Annotated in this window: 24 protein-coding genes; 2 read left to right on the top strand and 22 right to left on the bottom strand. The window is 67.5% G+C overall.

Annotation, left to right across the window (positions count from 1 at the left end; translation table 11 throughout):
- Window positions 1-6: 6 nt before the first annotated feature.
- From gap to QMA07_RS11785, 12 genes are all read right to left on the bottom strand, one after another.
- Window positions 7-1,017: a type I glyceraldehyde-3-phosphate dehydrogenase gene (gap, locus tag QMA07_RS11840; RefSeq protein ID WP_140037398.1), complete on the bottom strand. Its 1,011-nt coding sequence runs from the start codon at window positions 1,015-1,017 to the stop codon at window positions 7-9.
- A gap of 115 nt (window positions 1,018-1,132) precedes the next feature.
- Window positions 1,133-1,759: a superoxide dismutase gene (locus QMA07_RS11835; RefSeq protein ID WP_042540783.1), complete on the bottom strand. Its 627-nt coding sequence runs from the start codon at window positions 1,757-1,759 to the stop codon at window positions 1,133-1,135.
- A 187-nt stretch (window positions 1,760-1,946) separates the two neighbouring features.
- On the bottom strand, window positions 1,947-2,924 hold the full coding sequence (whiA, locus tag QMA07_RS11830; RefSeq protein ID WP_042540784.1) for a DNA-binding protein WhiA: 978 nt from the start codon (window positions 2,922-2,924) through the stop codon (window positions 1,947-1,949).
- 68 nt (window positions 2,925-2,992) lie between these two features.
- Window positions 2,993-3,865, bottom strand: coding sequence for an RNase adapter RapZ (gene rapZ / locus QMA07_RS11825; RefSeq protein ID WP_290162067.1), 873 nt, complete (start codon window positions 3,863-3,865; stop codon window positions 2,993-2,995).
- Between the two features lie 30 nt (window positions 3,866-3,895).
- On the bottom strand, window positions 3,896-5,821 hold the full coding sequence (uvrC, locus tag QMA07_RS11820) for an excinuclease ABC subunit UvrC (protein ID WP_290162065.1): 1,926 nt from the start codon (window positions 5,819-5,821) through the stop codon (window positions 3,896-3,898).
- Entirely contained in the window at window positions 5,821-8,709 is a 2,889-nt protein-coding gene (gene uvrA / locus QMA07_RS11815) for an excinuclease ABC subunit UvrA (RefSeq protein ID WP_290162063.1), read from the bottom strand. The genes uvrC and uvrA overlap by 1 nt, the downstream gene beginning before the upstream one ends.
- Window positions 8,710-8,774: 65 nt before the next feature.
- Complete coding sequence (locus tag QMA07_RS11810; RefSeq protein WP_290162061.1) at window positions 8,775-9,287, bottom strand: hypothetical protein; 513 nt, start codon at window positions 9,285-9,287, stop codon at window positions 8,775-8,777.
- Window positions 9,284-10,543, bottom strand: a complete 1,260-nt coding sequence (locus QMA07_RS11805; protein WP_290162058.1) for a DUF58 domain-containing protein — start codon at window positions 10,541-10,543, stop codon at window positions 9,284-9,286. Before QMA07_RS11805 ends, QMA07_RS11810 begins: the two co-directional genes overlap by 4 nt.
- Complete coding sequence (locus QMA07_RS11800; RefSeq protein WP_290162056.1) at window positions 10,540-11,505, bottom strand: MoxR family ATPase; 966 nt, start codon at window positions 11,503-11,505, stop codon at window positions 10,540-10,542. The genes QMA07_RS11805 and QMA07_RS11800 overlap by 4 nt, the downstream gene beginning before the upstream one ends.
- Before the next feature lies 1 nt (window position 11,506).
- A complete protein-coding gene (locus tag QMA07_RS11795) occupies window positions 11,507-12,043 on the bottom strand; it encodes a hypothetical protein (protein ID WP_290162054.1) in 537 nt (178 codons plus the stop codon).
- Window positions 12,040-12,771, bottom strand: coding sequence for a DUF4129 domain-containing protein (locus QMA07_RS11790; protein WP_290162052.1), 732 nt, complete (start codon window positions 12,769-12,771; stop codon window positions 12,040-12,042). Before QMA07_RS11790 ends, QMA07_RS11795 begins: the two co-directional genes overlap by 4 nt.
- A 20-nt stretch (window positions 12,772-12,791) precedes the next feature.
- On the bottom strand, window positions 12,792-13,235 hold the full coding sequence (locus tag QMA07_RS11785) for a MarR family transcriptional regulator (RefSeq protein WP_290162050.1): 444 nt from the start codon (window positions 13,233-13,235) through the stop codon (window positions 12,792-12,794).
- Between the two features lie 45 nt (window positions 13,236-13,280).
- Between QMA07_RS11785 and QMA07_RS11780 the strand changes: the two genes are divergently transcribed.
- The gene (locus tag QMA07_RS11780) at window positions 13,281-13,523 is read left to right on the top strand and encodes a hypothetical protein (protein WP_290162049.1); all 243 of its coding nucleotides are present in this window, start codon (window positions 13,281-13,283) and stop codon (window positions 13,521-13,523) included.
- A gap of 9 nt (window positions 13,524-13,532) precedes the next feature.
- Here QMA07_RS11780 and QMA07_RS11775 read toward each other — a convergent pair whose 3' ends face one another.
- Both QMA07_RS11775 and uvrB read right to left on the bottom strand, forming a co-directional pair.
- Window positions 13,533-13,865, bottom strand: coding sequence for a TfoX/Sxy family protein (locus QMA07_RS11775; RefSeq protein WP_290162047.1), 333 nt, complete (start codon window positions 13,863-13,865; stop codon window positions 13,533-13,535).
- An 18-nt stretch (window positions 13,866-13,883) separates the two neighbouring features.
- On the bottom strand, window positions 13,884-15,956 hold the full coding sequence (gene uvrB / locus QMA07_RS11770) for an excinuclease ABC subunit UvrB (RefSeq protein ID WP_290162045.1): 2,073 nt from the start codon (window positions 15,954-15,956) through the stop codon (window positions 13,884-13,886).
- Between the two features lie 64 nt (window positions 15,957-16,020).
- On the opposite strand from uvrB, the gene QMA07_RS11765 reads away from it, so the two are divergent.
- Window positions 16,021-16,638: a DUF4126 domain-containing protein gene (locus tag QMA07_RS11765; protein ID WP_290162043.1), complete on the top strand. Its 618-nt coding sequence runs from the start codon at window positions 16,021-16,023 to the stop codon at window positions 16,636-16,638.
- A 118-nt stretch (window positions 16,639-16,756) separates the two neighbouring features.
- Here the strand turns inward: QMA07_RS11765 and QMA07_RS11760 are convergent, their stop codons facing one another.
- The 8 genes from QMA07_RS11760 to QMA07_RS11725 are packed head-to-tail and all read right to left on the bottom strand — an operon-like array spanning window position 16,757 to window position 25,230.
- Window positions 16,757-17,968: an MFS transporter gene (locus QMA07_RS11760; RefSeq protein WP_290162041.1), complete on the bottom strand. Its 1,212-nt coding sequence runs from the start codon at window positions 17,966-17,968 to the stop codon at window positions 16,757-16,759.
- The gene (gene coaE / locus QMA07_RS11755; protein ID WP_290162039.1) at window positions 17,965-18,564 is read right to left on the bottom strand and encodes a dephospho-CoA kinase; all 600 of its coding nucleotides are present in this window, start codon (window positions 18,562-18,564) and stop codon (window positions 17,965-17,967) included. The genes QMA07_RS11760 and coaE overlap by 4 nt, the downstream gene beginning before the upstream one ends.
- Before the next feature lie 32 nt (window positions 18,565-18,596).
- A complete protein-coding gene (locus QMA07_RS11750) occupies window positions 18,597-19,181 on the bottom strand; it encodes a CoA-binding protein (RefSeq protein WP_290162037.1) in 585 nt (194 codons plus the stop codon).
- The gene (locus tag QMA07_RS11745; protein WP_290162035.1) at window positions 19,178-20,482 is read right to left on the bottom strand and encodes an O-acetylhomoserine aminocarboxypropyltransferase/cysteine synthase family protein; all 1,305 of its coding nucleotides are present in this window, start codon (window positions 20,480-20,482) and stop codon (window positions 19,178-19,180) included. Before QMA07_RS11745 ends, QMA07_RS11750 begins: the two co-directional genes overlap by 4 nt.
- The gene (gene acs, locus QMA07_RS11740) at window positions 20,479-22,491 is read right to left on the bottom strand and encodes an acetate--CoA ligase (RefSeq protein ID WP_290162033.1); all 2,013 of its coding nucleotides are present in this window, start codon (window positions 22,489-22,491) and stop codon (window positions 20,479-20,481) included. Before acs ends, QMA07_RS11745 begins: the two co-directional genes overlap by 4 nt.
- Window positions 22,482-23,342, bottom strand: a complete 861-nt coding sequence (locus QMA07_RS11735; RefSeq protein WP_290162031.1) for an ABC transporter permease — start codon at window positions 23,340-23,342, stop codon at window positions 22,482-22,484. The genes acs and QMA07_RS11735 overlap by 10 nt, the downstream gene beginning before the upstream one ends.
- A complete protein-coding gene (locus QMA07_RS11730) occupies window positions 23,339-24,382 on the bottom strand; it encodes an aliphatic sulfonate ABC transporter substrate-binding protein (RefSeq protein ID WP_290162029.1) in 1,044 nt (347 codons plus the stop codon). Before QMA07_RS11730 ends, QMA07_RS11735 begins: the two co-directional genes overlap by 4 nt.
- Complete coding sequence (locus QMA07_RS11725) at window positions 24,379-25,230, bottom strand: ABC transporter ATP-binding protein (protein ID WP_290162027.1); 852 nt, start codon at window positions 25,228-25,230, stop codon at window positions 24,379-24,381. Before QMA07_RS11725 ends, QMA07_RS11730 begins: the two co-directional genes overlap by 4 nt.
- Window positions 25,231-25,280: the final 50 nt, after the last annotated feature.

The following is a 25,280-nucleotide window of genomic DNA, read 5'->3' as shown; positions in this document are numbered from 1 at the left end:
GGTGTCTCAGAGACGCTCGGCCACGTACTCGGTCAGGTCGACGAGACGGTTGGAGTAGCCCCACTCGTTGTCGTACCAGCTGGAGACCTTGACCAGGTTGCCGCTGACGTTGGTCAGCGTCGCGTCGAAGATCGACGAGTGCGGGTTGTGCACGATGTCGCTCGAGACGATCTGGTCTTCGTTGTACTGCAGGAAGCCGGCGAGGCGACCCTCGGCAGCAGCCTTCTTGTAGGCCTCGTTGACCTCTTCGACCGTGAGGTTCTCGCGGTCGGTGATCAGCGTCAGGTCGACGATCGAACCGGTGGGAACCGGAACGCGGTACGACGAGCCGCTCAGCTTGCCCTGGAGCTCAGGCAGAACCTCGCCGATCGCCTTGGCCGCACCGGTCGACGCCGGGGTGATGTTGATCGCAGCGGCGCGTGCACGACGCAGGTCGCTGTGCGGGCCGTCCTGCAGGTTCTGGTCTGCAGTGTAGGCGTGAGCAGTCATCATGAAGCCGCGGTCGATGCCGAACGCGTCGTTGAAGACCTGGGCCAGCGGCGCGAGGCAGTTGGTCGTGCAGGAGGCGTTGGAGATGATGTGATCCGTCTCCGGGTTGTACGTGTCCTCGTTCACGCCCATGACGAACGTGCCGTCGACGCCGGTGCCGGGAGCCGAGATGAGCACCTTCTTGGCACCCGCCTCGATGTGCTTCTTGGCGAGCTCGGCCTTGGTGAAGAATCCGGTCGACTCGATGACGATGTCGACGCCCAGCTCGCCCCACGGGAGACCCGCGGGATCGCGCTCTGCGAACGCCTTGATCGTCTTGCCGTTGACCGTGATGCTCTCGTCGTCGTAGCTGATGTCAGCGTCGAGGACACCGCCCACAGAGTCGTACTTCAGAAGGTGGGCAAGGGTCTTGTTGTCGGTGAGGTCGTTGACCGCGACGATCTCGATGTCCGCTCCCTGCGCGAGAGCCGCGCGGAAGTAGTTGCGTCCGATGCGGCCGAAGCCGTTGATACCGATCTTGACAGACACTCAGGTCTCCCTGTTTCTCGTGCGCTGTGCGCAGCAAAAGTGCTTACGCGATGCGCGGGGGTTTTTGGCTGAGATGGCGTCCCGACGAGACTTGGCCCGTCGGGACGCGACCCGATTACGACAGTACCAGCAGGCCGTTCGTCTTCTCGCGGGCGACCTCGAAACGCTGCGCGACGTTCTCCCAGTTGGCGATGTTCCACGCGGCCTTGACGTAGTCGGCCTTGACGTTGAGGTAGTCGAGGTAGAAGGCGTGCTCCCACATGTCGAGCTGGAACAGCGGCACGGTGCCCTGCGCCGTGTTGGACTGCTGGTCGAACAGCTGCTGGATGATCAGACGCTGGCCGATCGAGTCCCAGCTGAGCACCGACCAGCCGGAGCCCTGGATTCCGAGGGCGTTCGCGGTGAAGTGCGCCTGGAACTTCTCGAAGGAGCCGAAGAACTCGTCGATGGCTGCCTTGAGCTCGCCCTCGGGCTGTCCGCCACCGGTCGGCGAGAGGTTGGTCCAGAAGATGGAGTGGTTGACGTGACCGCCGAGGTTGAACGCGAGGTCCTTCTCGAGCTTGTTCACGTTCGCGAGGTTGCCGCTGTCGCGCGCCTCGGCGAGCTGCTCGAGGGCGGTGTTGGCGCCGGCGACGTAGGTCGCGTGGTGCTTGTCATGGTGCAGCTCCATGATCTTGCCGCTGATGTGCGGCTCGAGGGCTGCGAAGTCGTAGGGAAGGTCGGGGAGCGTGTAAGTCGCCATGTCGCTTTCATCCAATCCGCGCCGCGCCGCGGCGCTTGCCGATCCTCTGCGCCGCCGATGTGCGGCGAAGAGCGGACGTAACTCATCCTAGTGACGACAACACACGGCTGTCCTGGATCCTTCCTCCATATGACGAAGCGAGGCGGCCCCGATCGGGGCCGCCTCGCTGACGAGAGTCCGGTGGCGGTCAGACGTCGAGCCCTGCGGGCACGGCGGCCTCGGTGCCAGGGATGCCCTCCTGCTGGGCGCGCTTGTCGGCCATGGCCAGGAGGCGGCGGATGCGGCCGGCGACGGCATCCTTCGTCATCGGCGGGTCCGCGTGGTGGCCCAGCTCGTCGAGGCTCGCGTCGCGGTGAGCGAGACGCAGCTCACCAGCGACCTTGAGATGGTCGGGCACCTCGTCGGCGAGGATCTCGAGAGCGCGCTCCACACGGGCGCAGGCAGCGACAGCGGCTTGCGCGGAACGACGCAGGTTCGCGTCGTCGAAGTTCACGAGTCGGTTCACCCCCGCGCGCACCTCGCGGCGCTGACGCATCTCTTCCCAGGCGACAGCGGTCTTCTGCGCGCCCATCTCGCTGAGGATCGTGCGGATCGCCTCGCCCTCGCGTACGACGACGCGCGGCATGCCGCGCACCTCGCGGGCCTTCGCAGCGACTCCGAGGCGGTGAGCGGCGCCGACGAGGGCCATGGCGGCCTCAGACGACGGGCAGGCAACTTCGAGCATGGCAGAGCGGCCCGGTTCGCTCAGCGTTCCCGCGGCGAGGAACGCTCCACGCCACAGACCTGCCACCTCGGCGCGGGAGCCGGTGGTGAGGCGGTTGGGGAGTCCGCGGACCGGACGACGGCGCTGGTCGAGCAGACCGGTCTGGCGCGCGAGGGTCTCCCCCGACGCGATCACCCTGACGGCCCACCGCGCTCCGTCGTTCGCCGTGCTCGACTGCACCTGTGCGATCTCGGGCCGCACACCGTAGATCTCTGCGAGGTCGCGCGCGACGCGCTGCGCGAGGATCTCGGCATCCACCTCTGCCTCGACGGCGACGCGCCCGGCGATGGAGTGCAGTCCGCCGGCGAACCGGAGGATGGAGGTGACCTCCGCGACGCGCACCGTCGGGGGTGCATTACGGATGCTGACCAGCTCAGCTTTGACGTCGGTCGTTAGTGCCACGACACTCCTCTACGCTCACGCGCCGGATCGCGGCGCAAACCTCCAGCCTACTCTGACGGAGGCTCCTGCTATTCCCTGCCGAGGTCCCGGTGACGCACGTTGACGGCCACTCCCGGCACCGAGGCGAGCCGGCGAGCGAGCTCCTCCACCATGGCGACGGATCGGTGCTTGCCGCCCGTGCAGCCGATCGCGATGGTCGAATGGCTCTTGTTCTCGCGCTGGTATCCCTCGAGCACCGGCGTGAGAGCCGCCGAGTACGAATCGAGGAAGCCTGCGGCACCTTCACGGGAGAGCACGTAGTCCCGCACCGATTCGTCTTGACCTGTCAGGCCGCGAAGCTCCTCATTCCAGAACGGATTCGGGAGGAAGCGCATGTCTGCGACCATGTCGACGTCTGTCGGAAGACCGTACTTGAATCCGAAGCTCAGGAGCGTCACACGGTGCCGCGCTGCTCCCTCTTCGGAGAAGAGGTCGGACACCTGGGTGGCGAGCTGATGGATGTTGAGCGCCGAAGTGTCGACGACGAGGTCGGCCGATTCGCGTATCGGCGCGAGGCGGAGGCGTTCGATGCGGATGCCGTCGAGCAGGGTGCCGTCGCCTTGGAGCGGATGCGGCCGACGAACCGCTTCGAATCGACGCACGAGCACGTCGTCGGACGCATCCAGGAACAGCACGCGAATGGAACCGCGTGAGCGCAGCGCTCTCGCCACGCCCGGGAAGTCGTCGAAGAGATTGCGACCGCGTACATCGACGACCGCCGCGACCTTGGGCAGCGCGTTGCCCCCCATGTCGGTGAGGTCGAGAAGCGGACGCAGGATCTGCGGCGGCAGGTTGTCTACGACGTACCATCCGAGGTCCTCGAGCGCGTTGGCCACCGTCGTACGCCCCGCGCCCGACATGCCCGTGACGATGAGGAACTCGCCTTTATCCCCGTCAGTCATGGTTACTCCTTCTCCCCCGCTCGCCCCAGCCTAGCGAGTGGAGAGATGCGCATGGATGTTCTCAGCGAGCACGGGCCCGATCCCCTGCACCTCCTGGATCTCCGCAGGAGCAGCCGACCGCAGTGCGGTGACGGATCCGAAGTGCTTGAGAAGCACCTTGATCCGGGATGCGCCGAGGCCAGGCACCTCGGCGAGGATCGACGTGATGTCGTTCCTGCGCCGTTTGCGCTGATGCGTGATCGCGAATCGGTGGGCTTCGTCTCTGAGCCTCTGGAGCAGATAGAGCGATTCGCTGGTGCGCGGGAGGATCACCGGGAAGTCGTCGCCGGGAAGCCAGACCTCTTCGAGTCTCTTCGCTATGCCGCACACCGCGATCTCGGTGTGACCGGCGTCTCGGAGCGCACGCGCGGCCGCCTCGACCTGAGGCTGCCCGCCGTCGACCAGCAGCAGCTGCGGCGGGTAGGCGAAGCGTGGCCTGCGTTTGACCTCCACCACGACCTCTTCGAGCCCGTCGGCTTCCTCGGTCGCGGCAGGGAGACTCGAGGCGACCGCTGCGGGTTCGTCAGCCTCCTCCGGACGATCGAGGTAGGCGAGTCGACGACGCAGCACCTGGTACATCGAGTCGGTGTCATCTGTGGTCTCGGCGATGTTGAACGAACGGTACTGATCTTTTCGCGGCAGCCCGTCTTCGAACACCACCATCGATGCGACCACGTTCGTGCCGCCGAGGTGCGAGATGTCGAAGCACTCGATGCGCAGCGGTGCCTCCGACATGCCCAGCGCCTCCTGCAGATCCGTGAGCGCCTGCGTGCGTGCGATGTAGTCGCTCGTGCGACGGGTCTTGTAGCGGATCAACGCCTGCTGCGCATTGAGCGTCGCAGTGCGCATGAGGTCGGCGCGCTGGCCGCGCTGGGCGACGGCGATCTCGACCTTCTTTCCTCGCCGCTCACGCAGCCACACCTCCAGCTCGGTGGCATCGTCCGGCAGCGTCGGCACGATGATTCGGCGCGGCACGTCCTGCGCATCGCCGTAGGCACGCTGCAGCACCTGGTCGACGAGGTCGGCGGTCGAGATGTCGATCTCCTTCTCGATCGTCATCGCGCGGACGCCTCGCACGCGTCCGCCACGGATCACGAAGTGCTGCACGGCGGCGGCGAGCTCGTCTTCTGCGATTCCGAACAGGTCGGCATCCTCGTCGGTCGCGAGCACCAGCGCGCTCTTGCCGAGCACCGCTTCGATCGCTGTGAGTTTGTCGCGGAATCTGGCGGCGGCCTCGTAATCCATCGCGGCGGAGGCGGCCAGCATGCGCTTCGTCAGCTCTCGAGTGAAACGCTCGTCTCCTCCGGCCATGAACGCGACGAAATCGTCGACCATGGCACGGTGCTCCTCGATGGTGACGGTCATCGAGCATGGTCCGCCGCACTTGCCGATCTGCCCCGGAAAGCACGGACGCCCCGTCTGCATCGCGCGCTTGTAGCTGGAGTCGCTGCAGGTGCGGATCGGGAACGCCTTGACCATCAGGTCGATCGTCTCGTGCACGGCCCAGACCTTCGGGTAAGGACCGAAGTACCGCGCACCCGGAATCTTGCGATTCCGGGTGACGATGACGCGCGGCGCCTCGTCGCCCAGGGTGACGGCCATGAACGGGTAGGACTTGTCATCCTTGTAGCGCACATTGAAGGGCGGATCGAACTCCTTGATCCACATGTACTCCAGCTGCAACGAGTCGACATCGGTCGAGACGACCGTCCACTCGACGGAAGACGCCGTGGTGACCATGCGACGGGTGCGCTCGTGCAGCGTGCGCAACGGCGCGAAATAGTTCGACAGACGTTGACGCAGGTTCTTCGCCTTGCCGACGTAGAGCACGCGTCCATCGGCATCGCGGAAGCGGTACACGCCGGGGTTGGTGGGGATCTCACCAGCCCGCGGCTTGTACGGCAGGACGTCGGCCATCAGCTGGCCTTCCGCGCAGAGCGCCCCTCACCCAGGATCTCGGCGAGGAACTGACCGGTGTGGCTGTCCTCGACTCGCGCGATCTGCTCGGGAGTGCCGGTCGCCAGGATCTCACCGCCACCGGAGCCACCCTCCGGCCCGAGGTCGATCACCCAGTCGGCGGACTTGATCACATCGAGGTTGTGCTCGATGACGATCACCGTGTTGCCCTTGTCGACGAGTCCGTTCAGCACCTCGAGGAGCTTGCGCACGTCTTCGAAGTGCAGTCCCGTGGTCGGCTCGTCGAGCACGTAGATGCTGCGTCCGTTGCTGCGACGCTGGAGCTCGGTGGCGAGCTTGACGCGCTGCGCCTCGCCGCCGGACAGGGTCGTCGCCGACTGACCGAGACGCACGTAGCCGAGGCCCACGTCGACCAGCGTCTTCATGTAGCGGTGGATCGCCTGGATGGGCTCGAAGAACTCGGCCGCCTCGGCGATCGGCATCTCGAGGACCTCGGCGATGTTCTTGCCCTTGTAGTGCACCGACAGCGTGTCGCGGTTGTAGCGCTTGCCGTGGCAGACCTCGCAGTCGACGTAGACGTCGGGCAGGAAGTTCATCTCGATCTTGATCGTGCCGTCACCCGAGCACGCCTCGCAGCGGCCGCCCTTGACGTTGAAGCTGAAGCGTCCGGGCTGGTAGCCGCGGACCTTCGCCTCGGGGGTCTCGCTGAAGAGCGAACGGATGCGGTCGAAGACGCCGGTGTAGGTGGCCGGGTTCGAGCGCGGCGTGCGTCCGATCGGCGCCTGGTCGACGTGCACGACCTTGTCGAGATTGTCGAGACCCGAGACACGGGTGTGCTTTCCGGGGACCGTGCGGGCGCCGTTGAGCCGCGAGGCGAGCACCTGGTACAGGATGTCGTTGACCAGCGAGGACTTGCCTGACCCGGACACACCGGTGACCGCCGTCAGAACACCCAGCGGGAAGTTCACGCTGACGTTCTTCAGATTGTTCTCGCGGGCGCCGACGACGCTGAGCATGCGCTTCTTGTCGAGCTTGCGGCGCTTCTTCGGCGTCGGGATCTCGCGGCGCCCCGAGAGGTACTGTCCCGTCATCGAGCTCGGCTCGGCGAGAAGTGCCTCGTACGAGCCGGAATGCACGACCTCGCCGCCGTTCACTCCCGCGCCCGGCCCGATGTCGACGACCCAGTCCGCCGATTCGATGGTCTCTTCGTCGTGTTCGACGACGATCAGCGTGTTGCCGAGGTCGCGGAGCTTGAGAAGCGTGTTGATCAGTCGACGGTTGTCGCGCTGATGCAGACCGATCGACGGTTCGTCGAGCACGTAGAGCACACCGGTGAGGCCCGAGCCGATCTGCGTGGCGAGGCGGATGCGCTGTGCCTCACCACCCGAGAGCGATCCGGCCGAGCGGCTCAGGTTGAGATACGAGAGCCCGACCTGCAGCAGGAAGTCGAGTCGCAGGCGGATCTCGCGCAACACCTGGGCCGCGATCTTCGCCTCACGATCGGTGAGCGTGAGTGTCTCCATGAACGAGCGCGCATCGGCGAGACTCAGGTGCGACACCTCGGCGATCGAGTGGCCGTGCACCTGCACCGCGAGCACCTCGGGCTTGAGCCTGTTGCCATCGCACACCGGGCACGGCACCTCGCGGAGGTACTCGCCCCAGCGTGAGCGCTGCGTGTCGGACTCGGCCTGCGCGTACTGCCGCTCGATGTAGGGGACGACGCCCTCGAAGCCGGATGCGTAACGCATCTCGCGGCCGTACCGGTTCTTGAACTTGACCGTGACCTTGTAGTTGTCGCCGCGGAGGATCGCATCCTGCACGTCGACCCTGAGGTCCTGCCACGGAGTGTCGAGCGAGAAGTTGAGGTCGTCGGCCAGACCCTCGAGCAGTCGCTCGTAGTACTGGAAGAGGCCCTTGCCCTGGGTGGTCCAAGGCACGATCGCGCCCTCGCGGATGGAGAGCTCCTCGTCGCCGAGCATCAGGTCGATGTCCACCGACATGCGGGTGCCGAGACCCGAGCAGGCGGGGCAGGCACCGAACGGCGCGTTGAACGAGAAGGTGCGCGGCTCGATCTCGGTGAGCGACAGAGCGTGCCCGTTCGGGCACGCGAGCTTCTCGGAGAACGACTGCCAGGCGTCCTCGCCCTCTTCGTCGACGAAGTTCACCTGCACGACGCCGCCGGCGAGTCCGAGCGCGGTCTCGACCGAGTCGGTGACGCGACCGAGGATGTCGTCGGCCGCGACCAGACGGTCGACCACCACCGCGATGTCGTGCTTGTAGCTCTTCTTGAGCGTGGGCGGCTCGGCCAGCTGGATCAGGTCTCCGTCGACGATCGCGCGCGAGTAGCCCTTGGCCCCCAGTTCGCGGAACAGATCGACGAACTCGCCCTTCTTCTGAGAGACGATGGGCGCGACGATCTGGTAGCGCGTGCGCTCGGGCAGCTCCATGAGCTGGTCGGCGATCTGCTGCACCGTCTGTCGCTGGATGCGCTCACCGCACTCGGGGCAGTGCGGGATGCCGATGCGCGCCCAGAGCAGACGCATGTAGTCGTAGATCTCGGTGATCGTGCCGACCGTCGATCGTGGGTTGCGGTTGGTCGACTTCTGATCGATCGACACCGCGGGGCTCAGCCCCTCGATGAAGTCGACGTCCGGTCGGTCGACCTGGCCGAGGAACTGGCGCGCATAGGCGCTCAGCGACTCGACGTAGCGACGCTGCCCTTCGGCGAAGATCGTGTCGAACGCGAGACTGGACTTTCCCGAACCGGACAGGCCGGTGAACACGACGAGAGAGTCGCGTGGGATGTCGATGTCGACGTTCTTCAGATTGTGTACGCGGGCACCGCGAACGCTGAGTTTTCCTGGGGTTGCAACCGGGACGATAGGCACTGATCAAGTCTACGAGGGGCCACGGACATTGGCTCCGTGAGGGCTCACAGGGAAGGCATCCTCGCTCACGGTGTGCGGCGGCTCGCCCGCATGAGCAGGGTCGCCGTGAGCGCGACGACCGCTCCGGCTCCTGCCACGGCCGCCCACGGCAGGGTCTGCGCAGATCCCTGCGCAGCCGCCATCACCACGACGGTCACCGGCTGGGCGATCGCCTGGACGACGAGCAGCCGCAGTGCACTGGGTCGGAGCGCGGCGATCAGCACCCTGGACCCTGCGGGGATCACGAGGGACAGCGACATCAGCATGTGGATGAGCTGCACGACGAGCACGGCGAGCATCGCGCGCCCGAGATCGGGCTCCGAGATCAGCATCCCGATCACGAGGCAGCCGATGGATCCCCACGCCGCGAACGTCTGCGGAAGGGCTGCGGCGACGATCGCGAGCACCACAGCGGCCACCTGCCACCCGATCAGTGGGCACAGCGCGGCTGCTCCGATCGCGACCGCCACGACGAGCGCGCCCCGCACGACGAGCCAGGACACGGCAGGGCCGGTCTGCAGGGCGTCGTTCGCGCTCACCGGTGCGCCCTCGCGATCGCGAGCAGCGCCGAGGACGGATCATCGGCCCAGGCGACCACGTCGACTCCGGCACCGTGCAGATCGGCGAACACGTTCTCCCGCTCGGCGAGCACCGTTCGCAGACCGATGAGCTGCGCGCGGCTGAGACGCGTGCGGTCGAGCGGCGGAAGCACGTCGACGGCGACGACTCGGTGTCCGCTCGCCCTCCACATCAGCGCCGTCCGCGCCGCCGCGCCCTCGAAGAAGGTCGACAGCACGAAGACCACAGAGCCATGCGGCACGGGAGGAGTCCGACGGAAGGTCGCATCGTCTCGCGCCTGACCGGTCGTGGCGATGGCCTCCACCACGCGCGAGAGATGACGCGATCCGCTGCCGCTGCGCAGCGACCGGCCGCCATGCACGAGCACGTGCAGCGCGACGCGGTCGCCCGCGCCGATGGCCGAGTCGGCGATCGCGCGGGCAGCCTCACGCGCGAGGTCGAGCGATGTCACACCGCTTCGTTCGAGGTCGCCGCTCCCCCACGACGAGACGACCTCACCGAGATCCTCTGACGTGTCCATCGCGATCACGACGGAGGAGTCGCTGAGGGTGTTGGTGCGCCGAACCAGCAGATCCCCCGGCCGGCGGGCCATCCGCGCGGTGGCCCGCCAGTCCACGCGGCGCAGTTCGTCTCCCGGAGCGAAGGCATGGATGTCCCTGAAGTCACCTCCCTGGCCCTGACGGCGACCCTCGTGAGCACCGTGCGACCCGATCAGCCGTCGGGGCAGCGGCAGCGCATCGAGCGGTCTGCGGGGCGGCGCCACCTGGCGCCGTGCAGAAACGATCTCCGAGCGCTTCGAGAGCGTCGCTCCCTCGAAGGAGAGACCTCTCGCCGCTGCCTGGACGGGAATCGCCGGCCCGGAGTGCAGGACCTTGCTGCGTGCCGTCACAGACGAACCGTCGCCCGGCACGATCACACGTCTGGTGCGACGCTCCGACTGCACGATCACCATCTCGACGGCTTCCGCATCGGCCTCGACCGTGATCGCAGTGCGCAGTTCGCCCTCCGACCCCGGCAGCGGCGCGATCGTGACCTTCGGCTCGCCCCCGGCCGAACCGCGCGACATCGCGAACCCGCTCCAGAGCGCGAGGGGCAGCCCCATGGCCACGATGTCCGGCCGACCGGACAGAACGCCGACGACGGCGAGGATCACCGCGCCCCCGATCGCCACCGACAGCACCGGCCCGCGACGCCCCTCGTCGGGAGCATCCGTCATCCGAGCGCCCCGACGGTCGACGGCACTGCGACCTGCCCGACGACCGAACGCACCGCGTCGGCCGCCGACGCCCCCTGAGCCCACGCCTGCGGGGTGAGAGTGAGTCGATGCGCCAGCACAGGCACGGCGATGCGCTTGATGTCATCCGGGCGCACGAAGTCGCGGCCGTCCAGCGCTGCCAGTGCTCGTCCGAGCAGAAGCAGACCGAGCGAACCCCGCGGCGAGGCCCCGACCTCGACGTTCGGCGCATTCCGCGTGGCACGCGTGATCTCGACGCAGTAGCGGGAGATGTCCTGATCGACGTGGATGGCTTCGACCGCGTCCTGGAGGGCGACGAGCTGAGCGGCGTCGATCACCGGGGCGACGTGGGTCGCCTCCTGCCGCCTGCTCACCCGATTCTCCAGGATCCGAGCCTCGTCCTCCGGCCCCGGATAACCGACGGACAGTCGCACCATGAACCTGTCGAGCTGCGCCTCGGGAAGCGCGTAGGTGCCCTCGTACTCGATCGGATTCGACGTCGCGATCACATGGAACGGCGCCGGCAGCGCGAAGCTGTTGCCCTCGACGGTCACCTGACGCTCCGCCATCGCCTCGAGCATCGCCGACTGGGTCTTCGGCGTGGTCCGGTTGATCTCGTCGGCGAGCAGCAGACCGGTGAAGATCGGCCCAGGGCGGAAGACGAAGTCTCCCGAGTCCGGTGCGTACACGTACGATCCGGTCACGTCGCCGGGGAGCATGTCCGGGGTGCACTGCAGACGGCGGAACGACAGCCCCAGGGCAGAGGCGAGGCTGCGGGCGGCGAGGGTCTTGCCCAGCCCCGGCACGTCCTCGAACAGCACGTGACCACCCGCGAGGATCGTCGCCAGCGCGATCTCGACGGGGTCGTCCATGCCCACCACGACGGTCTTCACTGCGGCGAGGATCCTGGCTCCGGTGTCGGCGATCTCTGCGGGGCTCGTCATGTCATCTCCTTGATCGACGGAACAGTGCGGGCCGCCCCCGGTCTGTGGCCGGGGCGTGCGGCGCGAGCGGCGGGTAGCCGGGCGACACGGGATTCAGCCGGTCGACGGCATCCAACGCCCGTTCGATGTCGACGATCGTCGGGGCCCGACCGGTGAGCTGATCCCACAGGTCGGGCCCGAGCACCGCGGTGAGGCGCGCCTTGTCGTCCGGATCATCCGGATCGATTCCCTGGCGCAGCAGCCGATGGCGCAGGATCGCACTGACGCGGCGGGTGATCTGCTGTCCGGCGATTCCGGTGTGCGTGTTCAGCGCCCACGCCATCCGGGAGATCTCGGTCGGCCGACGATGAGGTTCCGTGTCGATGCGCGGGGCATCGAAGCCCGGTTCGAACGGCATCACGAGCTGTCCGAGCAGGCCGACCGAGCAGATCAGCAGACTCCAGCCGATCACGAACGGCCAGGTGAAGCCGAATCCGAGGAGGGCAAGAGCCGTGACGATCGCCACGCCCACTGCGAGGAGTGTTCTCCGCGCGCTCATCGCCACACCTCCTCGATGCGCCGCAAAGCCCGTCTCGCCGAGGACCGGTCATCTTCGTCGGCCACCCGGGTTCCGAAGCGAACGCTCTCATAGAGACGCAGCAGCGCCACAGCCTCGTCCGCGACGCCCGGCCGCAGGGTGATGATCCTCACTGCGAACTCCCCCGGAGTCTCGCTCGCCGCTCGTGTGACCCCGGCGTCTGCGGCGCTCTCTTCGAGTCCGATCCACGCCGCGATGATGGCATCCGTCGCTCTGGCACGCTGATCGATCGTGGCCAGCGCCCCGGCGATCCCTCGTCGCATCACCCCGACTGGGATGTCCGCTGTCGGCGGCGACTCGAACTGTTCGACCTCGGGCGCGACCACGGCTGCACCACGGCGCTTGAGCGGGCGATCTCGCCATGCTCGAAGCAGGGCCCTGGCGACGATCGCGAGGAGAACGATGATCCCGGCCGCCACCAACACCATCAGGATCACGGTGAGTATCTGAGCGACCACGGCATTCGTGGGTTCGCTCTCCGTCGGCTCGGGGAGGCCTGTCCCACCCGGCGACGCCGTGGGCAGCGGCTCGGACGTGCCGGCGGGGATCGGCTCGGCGGGACGGAAGGTCGGCTGTCCCTGACTCGCCGACGCGATCATCGCCACGACGAAGAGGGCCACCACGATGACAGGGAGGACCAGCCGATCGACACTCCGGCGCGCAGGACGCGTCTGGTGATCGATCGGCATGCCCACACCCTATGACGCGGTCACTCCGGGGCGGGACGGCGCCCCGCGAACGCCGACAACCCATCGCGCAGCGTCGCGACCTGCTGCAGGTCCATTCCCACCGTGGCCATGACCTGTCGAGGAACGTCGAGGGCTCTGTCACGCAGAGCCCGACCGGCGTCGGTGAGCGTGATGTCGAGACGCCGCTCGTCTTCGACGCTGCGCTGTCTCGCCACCAGACCGTCGGCCTCCAGCCGCTTCACCAGCGGAGACGCCGTCGCAGGCTCGAGCGCCAGATCGGCAGCGAGGTCGTTCAGTGGGCGCGGAGCTCGTTCCCAGAGCGCCAGCATGACGAGATACTGCGGATGCGTGAGGCCGAGAGGCTCGAGAATCGGCCTGTAGATCGCCACGACGTTGCGCGCTGCCGTCACCAGAGCGAAGCAGAGCTGGTTGTCGAGCTTGAGCAGGTCATCCGATGCGGTCACGAATCCGAATATACATTGACCCTAATAGTTAGTACACTAACCAACATGGCCAGTTCTGATGATCGCCCTCCGCTCCGCTCCCGGATCCGCGAGGCAGGAGGCCTCTATGCCTGGGTGAATTCGAATCTGATCCGGTTCGCGGGCCCGGCCTCGGTCGGCCCCTACGAGAAGACTCCCCCGCCGAGCCCGTCCGAACGTGCCGAGCGTGCATGTCCGCTGTGCGGCTCACCGATGAGCGAGCATGAGATCGATCGTTCGGGTCCGAAGACTCTCGTCCACTGCCCCTGAGGCTCGGCCTCAGTCATCTCGCTTCGCGTCTTCACGGGCGATGTCGAGCCAGGATGCGAGGTCATCGTCGTCGACGATGACGCTCGGCGACACATCGAGCCAGCCGGTCCCCATCGTCCGCGGGCCCATGACCGCGGACGCGACCCCTGACCGGGTGATCAGCGAGGCGCCGTGCTCCTCATCGACGCGGACGAGCAGCACCCCGCCTGTGCGCGCTCCGACGAGGATGTGACCGTCGAGAAGGAATGCGCGCGTGCCGAACATCCGCTTCTCCTCGATGTCCCCGCCGAGAGTGAGAAGCGCTCTCACACGATCGGCGAGCTCTTCTCCTGATGCATCCATCCTGGTCGCTTCCGTGCCTCAGGCGTGGCCGGCCTTCTCCATGGCACGCAGCTCCTTCTTCATGTCCTGCACCTCGTCGCGCAGTCGTCCGGCAAGCTCGAACTTGAGCTCCGCGGCCGCCGCCAGCATCTGGTCGGAGAGATCCTGGATCACAGCCTCGAGTTGCTGGGCGCCCTCGGCGGCGATACCGGTGCGCCTCAGGTTGGGCGTGGGGGACTTGCCCTTGCCGTTCGCCCGCCCGCGGCCGGACATCATCGCCGCGGTGTCGGCGCCTTCACGGGCCAGCACCTCGGTGATGTCGGCGATCCGCTTGCGCAGCGGCTGCGGATCGATTCCGTGCTCGAGGTTGTAGGCGACCTGCTTCTCACGACGTCGATCTGTCTCCTCGATCGCCTTGGCCATCGAGTCGGTGATCCTGTCGGCGTACATGTGCACTTCGCCCGAGACGTTGCGCGCCGCACGGCCGATCGTCTGGATCAGCGACGTGCCCGATCTCAGGAAGCCCTCCTTGTCGGCGTCGAGGATCGCCACCAGCGACACCTCGGGCAGATCGAGTCCCTCACGCAGCAGGTTGATGCCCACGAGGACGTCGTAGACTCCTGCCCGCAGCTCGCTGAGCAGCTCGACGCGACGCAGGGTGTCGACATCCGAGTGGAGATACCGCACGCGCACGCCGTGCTCGCCGAGGAAGTCCGTGAGCTCCTCGGACATCTTCTTGGTGAGCGTCGTCACGAGCACGCGCTCGTCGCGTTCGACCCGCAGCCTGATCTCTTCGAGAAGATCGTCGATCTGGCCCTTCGACGGCTTCAGGATGATGTGCGGGTCGACCAGACCCGTCGGGCGGATGATCTGCTCGACGACACCGTCGGCGATGCCCATCTCGTACTTGCCGGGGGTCGCGGACAGATACACGGTCTGTCCGATCCGGTTCTTGAACTCATCCCACCGCAGCGGGCGGTTGTCCATGGCGCTCGGCAGCCGGAAGCCATGCTCGACGAGCGTGCGCTTGCGAGAGGCGTCTCCCTCGTACATCGCGCCGATCTGCGGCACCGTGACGTGCGACTCGTCGATCACGAGCATGAAGTCGTCGGGGAAGAAGTCGAGCAGCGTGTGCGGCGGCTCGCCGGGCTGCCGCCCGTCCATGTGCCGGGAGTAGTTCTCGATGCCTGAACAGAAGCCGAGCTGCTGCAGCATCTCGAGGTCGAAGGTCGTCCGCATCCTCAGCCGCTGAGCCTCGAGCAGCTTCCCCTGACGCTCGAACTCCTTCAGCCGCTCTTCGAGCTCGTGCTCGATCGTTCCGATGGAGCGCTGGATCACGTCGGTTCCCGCCACATAGTGCGAGGCGGGGAAGATCGGGACGGAATCGAGCTTCTCGATGACCTCCCCGGTGAGCGGATGCAACGAGTAGAGAGCTTCGATCTCGTCGCCGAACAGCTCGATGCGGATCGCATGCTCCTCATAGACGGGGATGATCTCGATGGTGTCGCCGCGCACGCGGAAATTGCCCCGGGAGAAATCGACGTCGTTGCGGTTGTACTGCATCGAGACGAACTGCCTGATGAGCGCGTCCCGGTCGTACCGCTCCCCCACCTGCAGTGCGACCATCGCTCTGAGGTACTCCTCCGGCGCGCCGAGGCCGTAGATGCACGACACGGTGGAGACCACGATCACGTCCCGCCGACTCAGCAGGGAGTTGGTGGTCGAGTGACGCAGACGTTCGACCTCGGAGTTGATCGACGAGTCCTTCTCGATGAAGGTGTCTGTCTGGGGCACGTAGGCCTCAGGCTGGTAGTAGTCGTAGTAGGAGACGAAGTACTCGACGGCGTTGTTCGGCATCAGCTCGCGGAATTCGTTCGCGAGCTGCGCGGCGAGAGTCTTGTTGTGCGCGAGGACGAGCGTCGGGCGCTGCACCTGCTCGACGAGCCAGGCGGTGGTCGCAGACTTTCCCGTGCCGGTCGCTCCGAGCAGGACGATATCGGTCTCACCGGCGTTGATTCGCGATGCGAGCTCGGCGATGGCCTTGGGCTGGTCGCCGGCGGGCGCGTACTCGCTGATGACCTCGAAAGGGCGGACGCTGCGCGTGGGTTGCATACCTCCAGCGTATGCCGGGCCACCGACATCGGGGCCACGAGCGGCCTCGGCCTAGAGTGGGGGCGTGATCGAGTTCCTCATCGGCACCAGTCTCGCCGCGTCCGCGGGCCTCAACGCATGGATGCCTCTGTTCCTGCTCGGCCTCACCGATCGGCTGCTTCCCGCCGTCGTGCTGCCGCCATCGTGGTCGTGGCTCTCGAGTGACCTCGCGCTCTGGATCCTCGGCGCTCTCCTGCTGCTGGAGATCGTCGCCGACAAGATCCCGGCGCTCGACTCCGTGAACGACGTGATCCAGAGCATTCTGCGTCCGGCATCCGGAGGCATCGCCTTCGGTGCAGGCTCGGGCGCTCAGACGATCGCGGTCGACGACCCCGCGGCGTTCTTCAGCGACAACGCCTGGGTGCCGGTGGCCGTGGGCATCGCGATCGCCCTGGTCGTGCACATCGTGAAGGCCACGGCGCGTGTCGCCGCCAACACGGTGACCGGCGGCCTTGCGGCTCCCGTCCTGAGCACGGCCGAGGACGGCGCATCATTCATGCTGGCCGCCACGGCGATCGTCATCCCCGTCGTGGCCGCACTGCTGCTGGTGGGCCTCGTCGTCGTCGCCATCGTGGGCGTGCGCCGCCTGGCGCGCATGCGTCGAGCCGGCGGCGGTCAGCCGGCCGGCGGCATCCACGCATAGGGGCGGGGCAGTCAGCGAGTCGCAGCAGTCCGTGCATCGTCATGCCGAGGGCGTGCGCCACGTCGGCATTCGTGCGCAGCTCACGATCGAGGGCCGATGACGAGGTGTCGCCTCGCGGTCACACGCGCCCGGTCGACGACAGCCGCAGGGCGCGGGCGGCCAGCGCCGCGGACACCGCGCACATCGCCAGGATCGCGGCCATGAACCACGCCCAATCGGCCCTCCCGAACACGATGCCCAGCATCCAGCCGAAGAGGCTCGACCCCGCGTAGTAGCCGAAGTAATAGAGAGACGATGCCTGCGCCCTGCTGGCGGGTGCCGCTGCGGCGGGAGCCCAGCCCGAGGCGACCGCGTGCGCGCCGAAGAAGCCTCCGGTGAAGAACAGCAGCCCGATGATCACCACGAGGAGGATCTGGCTGAGCATGGCGACGGCACCGACGGCCATCACGGCTATCGAGAACAGCAGCACACGATACCGACCGAAGCGGGATGCGAGGGCACCGGCTGTCGGCGACGAGACGGTACCCGCGAGATAGGCGAGGAACAGCAGCGTCACCAACCAGCTCGGAAGGGCGAACGGCTCGTCGATGAGATGGAACCCGAGGTAGTTGTATACCGCGACGAACGCCCCCATGAGAAGGAATCCCTGCGCGTAGAGCGCGAGCTGCGGCCCGGAGCGCAGCGGCAGCACCAGACGTTCGAGCATGCCCGGCGTCGTGTCGTCTCGGAAGCGACCGGGTACGAACCCCTGTGCCTTCGGCGTCAGCCACAGGAACAGCACCGCTGCCACCGCGCACACACCGGCGACGGTCCAGATGCCCGCACGCCACCCCCACGGCTCGCCGACCAATCCCGACAGGACACGACCGAGCAGGCCGCCCACCGTCGTCCCGGCGATATAGCTCCCCGCTGCCGTCGCGGCATCACGTGCGCTCACCTCTTCGCTGAGGTACGCGAGCGCCACCGCGGGCACCGCACCCAGCGCGACGCCCTCGAGCAGACGCAGTGCCAACAGCATCTCCAAGCCTGTGCTGAGCGGCGCGAGGAGCCCCAGAGCGGTGGCGGTGAGGATGCCGATCCCCATCGCGGGGACCCGTCCGATGCGATCCGCGACCATCGACCACGGAACCACAGCCGCCGCCAGGCCGAGCGTTGCGGCCGATACCGCGAGTGCCGCGGCCGCCGGACTGATCCCGAGATCCGATGAGAGCTGCGGCAGCACGGCCTGAGGCGAATACAACTGCGCGAACGTCGCGACGCCGGCGAAGAACAGACCGACGATGAGACGCCGATAGGCGGAAGACCCGGGTGTGTGACCGGTGAAGGTCACGACGCGCGAATCCGCTCCCACAGGGCGTCGGTCTGCCGGATCGTCTCGCCCAGAGAGCCGGAGGTGTCGACGATCTCGTCGGCGATCGCCAGCCGACGCTCGTCCGACACCTGCGCGTCGATCCGCTCCTGCGCCGCCTGCTCCGCCATGCCGCGCAGCTCGACGAGCCTCCGCCTGCGCTCGCCTGCGGGTGCATGCGCGACGACGATCAGATCCCACGGGTCATCGACCCGCGCCTCGACCAGGAGAGGGACGTCGTAGACGACGACCGTCTCGGGATCGGCGGAGGCGGCCGCCTCGAATCGACGCTGCGACTCGGCACGGACCGCGGGGTGGACGATCGCGTTCAGCCGTGCCAGCTGCTCGGGATCGGCGAAGACCTTGGCACCCAGCGCCGCACGGTCGAGTGCGCCGTCCTCTGCGATGACGTCGGCCCCGAAGACCTCCTCGATCCGGGACAGCACCGCAGACCCCGGAGCCTGCACGTCGCGCACGATCTGATCGGCGTCGACGATGACCGCTCCGAGCTCTGCGAGTCGTCGTGCGATGGTCGACTTTCCCGAGGCGATGCCGCCGGTGAGCGCGATGAGAGGCATCTCGCCAGTCTAGGCTCGGCCGCGAACTCGGATCAGCGCGCCAGCAGCTGCCGACGCGAGCTGATGACGCCGGTGTCGAATCCGGCGAGGTGGAGCCCACCGTGGAACCGGGCGTGCTCGATCTTGATGCACCGGTCCATCACCACCGAGAGTCCTGCGCTCTCGGCGATCGCTGCGGCATCCTCGTGCCATGACCCGAGCTGCAGCCAGAGCGTCCGCGCGCCGGCGTCGATCGCCTCCTGAGCGACCCCCGGCAGATCGTCGTGCCGACGGAAGACGTCGACGATGTCGGGCACGACCGGCAGGTCCGCGAGCGAGGCGTAGACCGGCTGGCCGAGGATCTCGGATTCCCGAGGGTTCACGAGGTAGACGTCGTAAGCGGTGCTCGAAAGCAGGTAGGTCGCGACGAAGTACGACGCACGCGCAGGATTGTTCGATGCGCCGACGATGGCGACGGATTTCGCGCGTCGGAGGATGCCGAAGCGCTGCTGCTGGCCGGGGCCGGTCCAGGTGCGCCCGGGGTGCACCGGTGCGGAGCCAGGCAAGGCACAGGCCGCAGCATCCTGCGCAGGCGGAAGCGCGCAGGCATCGACTCCCGTGGTCTCGATTCCGCTCATCGGGTCGCTCCTGTCGCTGTCGTGAGGGCCTGATCGAGATCCCAGATGATGTCTTCGGCGTCCTCGAGTCCCACCGAGATGCGGATGAGGTCGGGGCGCACACCCGCGGCGACGAGCTGCGGTTCCGTGAGCTGCCGGTGGGTGGTGGATGCAGGGTGGATGACGAGCGTGCGCGCATCGCCGATGTTCGCGAGATGCGACGCCAGCTGCAGGCTCTCGATGAGCTTCTCCCCCGCTGCGCGGCCGTCTTCGGACTTCACCCCGAAGGCGAACACCGAACCGGGACCCAGCGGCAGGTACTTCGCCGCACGCTCGTGATGCGGGTGATGAGCGAGACCCGCCCAGGTCACGTAGTCGACCCTGGGGTCCGAGTCGAGCCACTCGGCGACGATCCGTGCGTTCGCGAGGTGCGCATCGATGCGCTGCGGAAGCGTCTCCACTCCCTGCAGGAGGTTGAACGCCGACTGCGGGCTGAGCGCCGGACCGATGTCGCGCAGCTGCTCGGTGCGGAGCTTGGTGAGAAACCCGTACTCGCCGAAGTTGTCCCACCACTTGATCCCGCCGTAGGACTCGACGGGCTCGGTCATCTGCGGGAACCGTCCGTTGCCCCAGTCGAACGTGCCCTTCTCGATCACCACCCCGCCGAGCGTGGTGCCGTGACCGCCGAGGAACTTCGTGACCGAGTGGATGACGATGTCGGCACCGTGCTCGAGCGGACGCGCGAGATACGGCGTGGCCAGCGTCGCGTCGATGACCAGAGGCACCCCTGCGGCATGGGCGACCTCTGCCAGGCCCTCGATGTCGGCGATCTCCCCCGAGGGGTTGCCGATCATCTCGACGTAGACGACCTTGGTCTCGGGGCGGATCGCTGCCGCGTAGTCTGCGGGGTCGCTGGAGGCGACGAAGGTCGTCTGCACCCCGAACCGGCGCAGCGTCACGTCGAGCTGCGTCACGGTGCCGCCGTACAGCTGGGCGGAGGCCACCACGTGGTCACCGGCTCCGACGAGTGCCGCGAACGTGATGAACTCCGCGCTCATCCCCGACGCGGTCGCGACGGCGCCGATGCCGCCTTCCAACGACGCGAGGCGCTCCTCGAGCGCGGCGACGGTGGGGTTGCCGATGCGCGAGTAGATGTTGCCGTACTTCTGCAGAGCGAAGAGGTTCCCTGCGTCCGCCGCGTCTTCGAAGACGAACGACGTCGTCTGATAGATCGGCACGGCGCGGGCGCCGGTGGCGGCATCGGGGGTGCCACCGGCATGGAGTGCCCTCGTGCGAAATCCGAAGCGGTGTTCTTCCGTCATGATGTCCTCAGTTCTGCGGTCTCGAGCGCGGCGGCGATGTCGTCGACGGCCCACGGGTTCTGCAGCGATGTCGTGTCTCCGAGCTGAGACGATGCGCGGCCCGCCCGGCGGTCCTGCTCCGCTTCCCAGAGCTGAGCGAGCAGTCTGCGCATGATCTTGCCCGAGCGCGTCTTCGGGAGGTCGGGTACGACGACGATGTGCTTCGGCTTGGCGATGGGACCGATGGCTTTGGCGACCTCTGCCCGCAGCACCGGGGTCGACACCTCAGCTCGGCCCGATGCGACGACGAAGGCGACGACCGCCTGGCCGGTCACCGTATCTGCGACGCCCGCCGTTCCCGCCTCTCCGACCGTGTCGTGCGCCACGAGCGCGGACTCGATCTCGATGGTCGAAAGCCTGTGGCCCGACACGTTCACGACGTCGTCGAGCCGGCCGAGGATCCAGATGTACCCGTCGGCGTCTCGGGTCGCCCCGTCACCGGCGACGTAGTAGCCGCCGTGGTCGCCGTGCCCTGCGAAAGTCGACCAGTAGGCGTCGCGGTATCGCTTCGGGTCGCCCCACACCGTCCTCGCCATCCCCGGCCACGGGCGGCGCACCACCAGCGTCCCCGATCGCCCGGGGGCCACCTCGTCGCCGTGCTCGTCGACGACGGCGGCATCGATTCCGGGCAGTGGCATCGATGCCGAACCGGGCTTGAGCGTCGTGACGCCGGGCAACGGCGCGATCATCGCCGCTCCGGTCTCCGACTGCCACCAGGTGTCGACGACAGGGAGCTCGTCGCGTCCGAAGCTGCGCCGGAACCAGATCCAGGCTTCCGGATTGATCGCCTCGCCGACGGTGCCCAGCAGACGCAGGGTCGAGAGGTCGTGCCCCTCGGGCAGATCGGCGCCGAACCAGGTCATGAAGGTGCGAATGAGGGTCGGCGCCGTGTAGTAAACCGTCACGCCGTACCGCTCGATGATCTCGAGGTGACGTTCGCGGTTCGGGGCGTCGGGCGTGCCCTCGTAGATGATCTGGGTCAGGCCGTTCGAGAGCGGGCCGTAGATCTCGTAGGTGTGCGCCGTGACCCACGCGAGGTCGGCCGTGCACCAGTGCACGTCGTCGGGTTTCGCGTCGAAATGCGCCCAGTGGGCCCAGCTCGCATGGGCGAGGTATCCACCCGAGGTGTGCACCAGCCCCTTCGGTTTGCCCGTCGTGCCCGACGTGTAGATGATGAAGAGCGGATGCTCGGCGTCGAACGCCTCAGCCTCGTGCTCCGGCGAGGCGGTGTCGACGACATCGTGCCACCAGATGTCACGTCCTGGCGTCCAGGGCACGTCCTGCCCCGTTCGCCGGAGCACGAGAACGTGCTCGAGGTCGGGGAGGTCAGCCGACGCGACATCGGCGGTGGACTTGACCTCGGTCGCGGTGCCGCGGCGGAACTGGCCGTCACTCGTGACGAGCAGCTTGGCACCGGTGTCGGCGAGCCGGAATCGCACGGCCTCGGCGGAGAACCCGCCGAACACGAGCGAGTGCACCGCTCCGATGCGCGCGCACGCGAGTGTGATCACGACCGTCTCGATAAGCACGGGGAGATAGACGACGACGCGGTCGCCCGGTCGGATGCCGAGTGCGATCAGCGCGTTGGCCGCGCGCGACACCATGCTCTGCAGGTCGGAGTAGGTGACTGCAGCACGGTCGCCGGGCTCTCCCTCGAAGTGCAGGGCGACCTTGTCACCTCTCCCCGCCACCACGTGCCGATCGACGCAGTTGTACGCGACGTTCAGACGTCCGCCGACGAACCAGCGAGCTGCCGGCACGTCCTCGCCGACGGGCGGATCCCACTCATGCGCGGAGTGCCACGGCTCGGTCCAATCCAGGCGAGCGGCAGCCTGCTCCCAGAAGAGGATCGGATCGGACGCGGCCCTCGCGTAGGCCTCCTCGTTCACGTTGGCCTGTGCGGCGAACGCCGGAGGCGCGGGATACGACCTCGTCTCGTACAGGCGCACCTCCGACGCCGTCACGCCCACCTCCGCAGCAGGTACTTCTCAGCCAGAGCGAGCACACCGTTCGTGATCGTCCCAAGCAGAGCGAGCAGCACGATCGAGAGCAGGATCCGGTCGACGCGGCCGTTGCTCTGCGAATCGGTGAGCAGGAATCCGAGTCCCATCGACGAGGCGATGAGCTCCGCCGCGACGAGGAATAGCCATGCCTGAGCGAGGGCGAGACGCAGACCGGCGATCACCGACGGCACGACTGCGGGAAGCTGCACCGTGCGGAACAGCGACCAGCCGCTCAGGCTGAACGAGCGCCCGGCCTCGACCAGCAGCGGATCGACGTGGCGCAGCGCCGAGGCGACGGTGGTGTAGACGGGGAAGAACGCACCGATCGCAATCAGCGTGACCTTGGACTCCTCACCGATCTGCATCCAGAGGATGAGCAGCGGCACCCAGGCCAGCGATGGCACGGCTCGAACCGCCGCGAGCGTCGGGCTGAGCAGCACGTCTCCGATGCGGGAGAGACCGACGATCCCCGCAGCGGCGAGCCCGATGACCGACCCGATCGCGAACCCGAGCAGCACTCGCTGCACCGATATCGCGATGTGCGTCCACAGCGCTCCGCGCTCGGCGAGTTCGACACCGGCGGTGAACACCGTGGCCGGAGCAGGCAGGCGGTACGGCTCGACCATCCCGGTGGTCGTGACCACCTGCCACGTGATCAGGATGACGACGGGGAGCAGGAACCCGCCGGCGATCCGCACCGCGGGTCGGTCCCACGCATGCCGTGCGCCGACCTCGGCACGCCTTCGGCTTCCGCGCGCCGCGTCGAGAGCGTCCCGCGTGTCCGCGGGCGCCAGCGCCCTCTGATCCGGAAGGCTCACTCGCCTCCGACCGCCTTCTCTGCGAAAGTGGCGTTGACGATCGATTCGAGTGCCTCGTCGACGGCGTCCTCGCCGCCCTGCACGTCGCCCGATTCGACGAGCACCGGAGCGATCTTCTCGAGCACGTCGATCTGCGCGTCGCCCGGGATGCCGCTCACGTCGAGATTCGAGCGCTCCTCGATCACGGTCGTCGCGACCTCGATGTCGATCCCCGCGACCTCGGCCAGCAGGGCTGCGGTCTCCTCGGGGTTCTCCAGCGCCCACTCGCGTGCCTGCTCGTACGCATCCACTACCGCCTGAGCGAGGTCGGCGTGGTTCTCGATGAAGTCCTCGGTCGCGTTCAGGAAGCCGTAGGTGTTGAAGTCGACGTTGCGGTAGATCAGCTGGTCGCCGGACTCCACTTCGGCGGCGGCCATGATCGGGTCGAGTCCTGCCCACGCGTCGACGGATCCGCCATCGAGAGCAGCACGCCCATCGGCGTGCTGAAGGTTCTGCACCTCGACGTCGTCGATCGAGAGTCCCGCCTCCTCGAGCGACTGGAGCAGGAAGAAGTAGGGATCCGTTCCCTTCGTCGCGGCGACCGACTTGCCGGCGAGGTCCTCCACCGACGCGATATCGCTGTCGGGGCCGACGACGATCGCCGACCACTCGGGCTGAGAGAAGATGTCGATGACCTGGATGGGCGATCCATTCGAGCGGGCGAGCAGCGCGGCCGAGCCGGCTGTCGATCCCACGTCGATCGAACCGGAGCGCAGCAGCTCGTTCGCCTTGTTCGAGCCTGCGGACTGCACCCACTCGACCGCGACGTCGTCGCCGAGGATCTCCTCGAGAATGCCCTGGTCGCGGATCACCAGACTGAGTGGGTTGTACGTCGCGAAGTCGATCGACAGAGTGTCCGACGACCACTCGCCCGATGCGGCACTGTCGTCGCTCGAGTCAGATGCTGTGGCGTTCTCACCGGCGACGCACCCGGTGGCGACGAGCATCATCGTCCCGGCGACAGCGATCGCAGGGATGATTCGGCGGGTGATGGTGCTCATCGGGTCTCCTCGGTGGCAATGCGGTGGTGGGTGTCGACGCCGAGTCCTTCGAGGAGCTCGGCGCGGAGGTCCGCGAGGCCGCGATCGGCGCGGTCGCGGGGGCGGGTGCCGGGCACGGTGATCGTGCGCACGATCGAGCGCGCATCCGGGCCGGCGTCGGCGTCGAGCGTGCGAAGCAGCAGCACGCGGTCGGCCAGGTAGAGGGCCTCTTCGACGTCGTGAGTGACGAGGAGGACGGTGGTCGGCTCTGCCGCGTGGATCTTCAGCAGCAGGTCGTGCATCCGCAGGCGGGTGAGCGCGTCGAGCGCGCCGAACGGCTCATCCAGCAGCAGCACTCCGGGGTTCCGCGCGAGGGCGCGCGCCAACGACGCGCGCTGCGCCATGCCGCCGGAGACCTCACGGGGGCGCTGGTCAGCTGCGTGTTCGAGGCCGACCAGTTCGAGCAGCTCACGCACACGATCGTGGCCCTGACGGCGCGCCGTTCCCCGCGGAAGACCGAGTTCGACGTTCTGGGAGATGGTGCGCCAGGGCAGCAGCCGCGGCTCCTGGAACGCCACCGCCGTGCGCTCGTCGACGTCTGCGACACCCGAGTCATCGAGCAGGATGCTGCCGCTGGAGGGCGCATCCAGTCCGCCGATCAGACGGAGGAGCGTCGACTTCCCGCATCCCGAAGGTCCGACGACCGCGATGATCTCGCCGGCCGCCACCTCGATGTTCACCCCACGGAGAACATCGCGGCGTCCGCGAGCGATCGGAAAGCTCCGCCCCACCTCTCGCACCCGCACGGGCTGCGCCGTGCCGGCATCGACCGACGCGTCGACGCGCGGGGTGGAGAGCAGGGATGTCATATCCCCATGGTGGCGGGGCATGCGCAATGTTACGAATGCCGCCGTAATGT

The sequence above is a fragment of the Microbacterium sp. APC 3901 genome, from assembly GCF_030407765.1.
In the GTDB taxonomy this organism is placed as follows: Bacteria; Actinomycetota; Actinomycetes; order Actinomycetales; family Microbacteriaceae; genus Microbacterium.
This window is presented reverse-complemented; position numbering and strand designations above follow the sequence as displayed.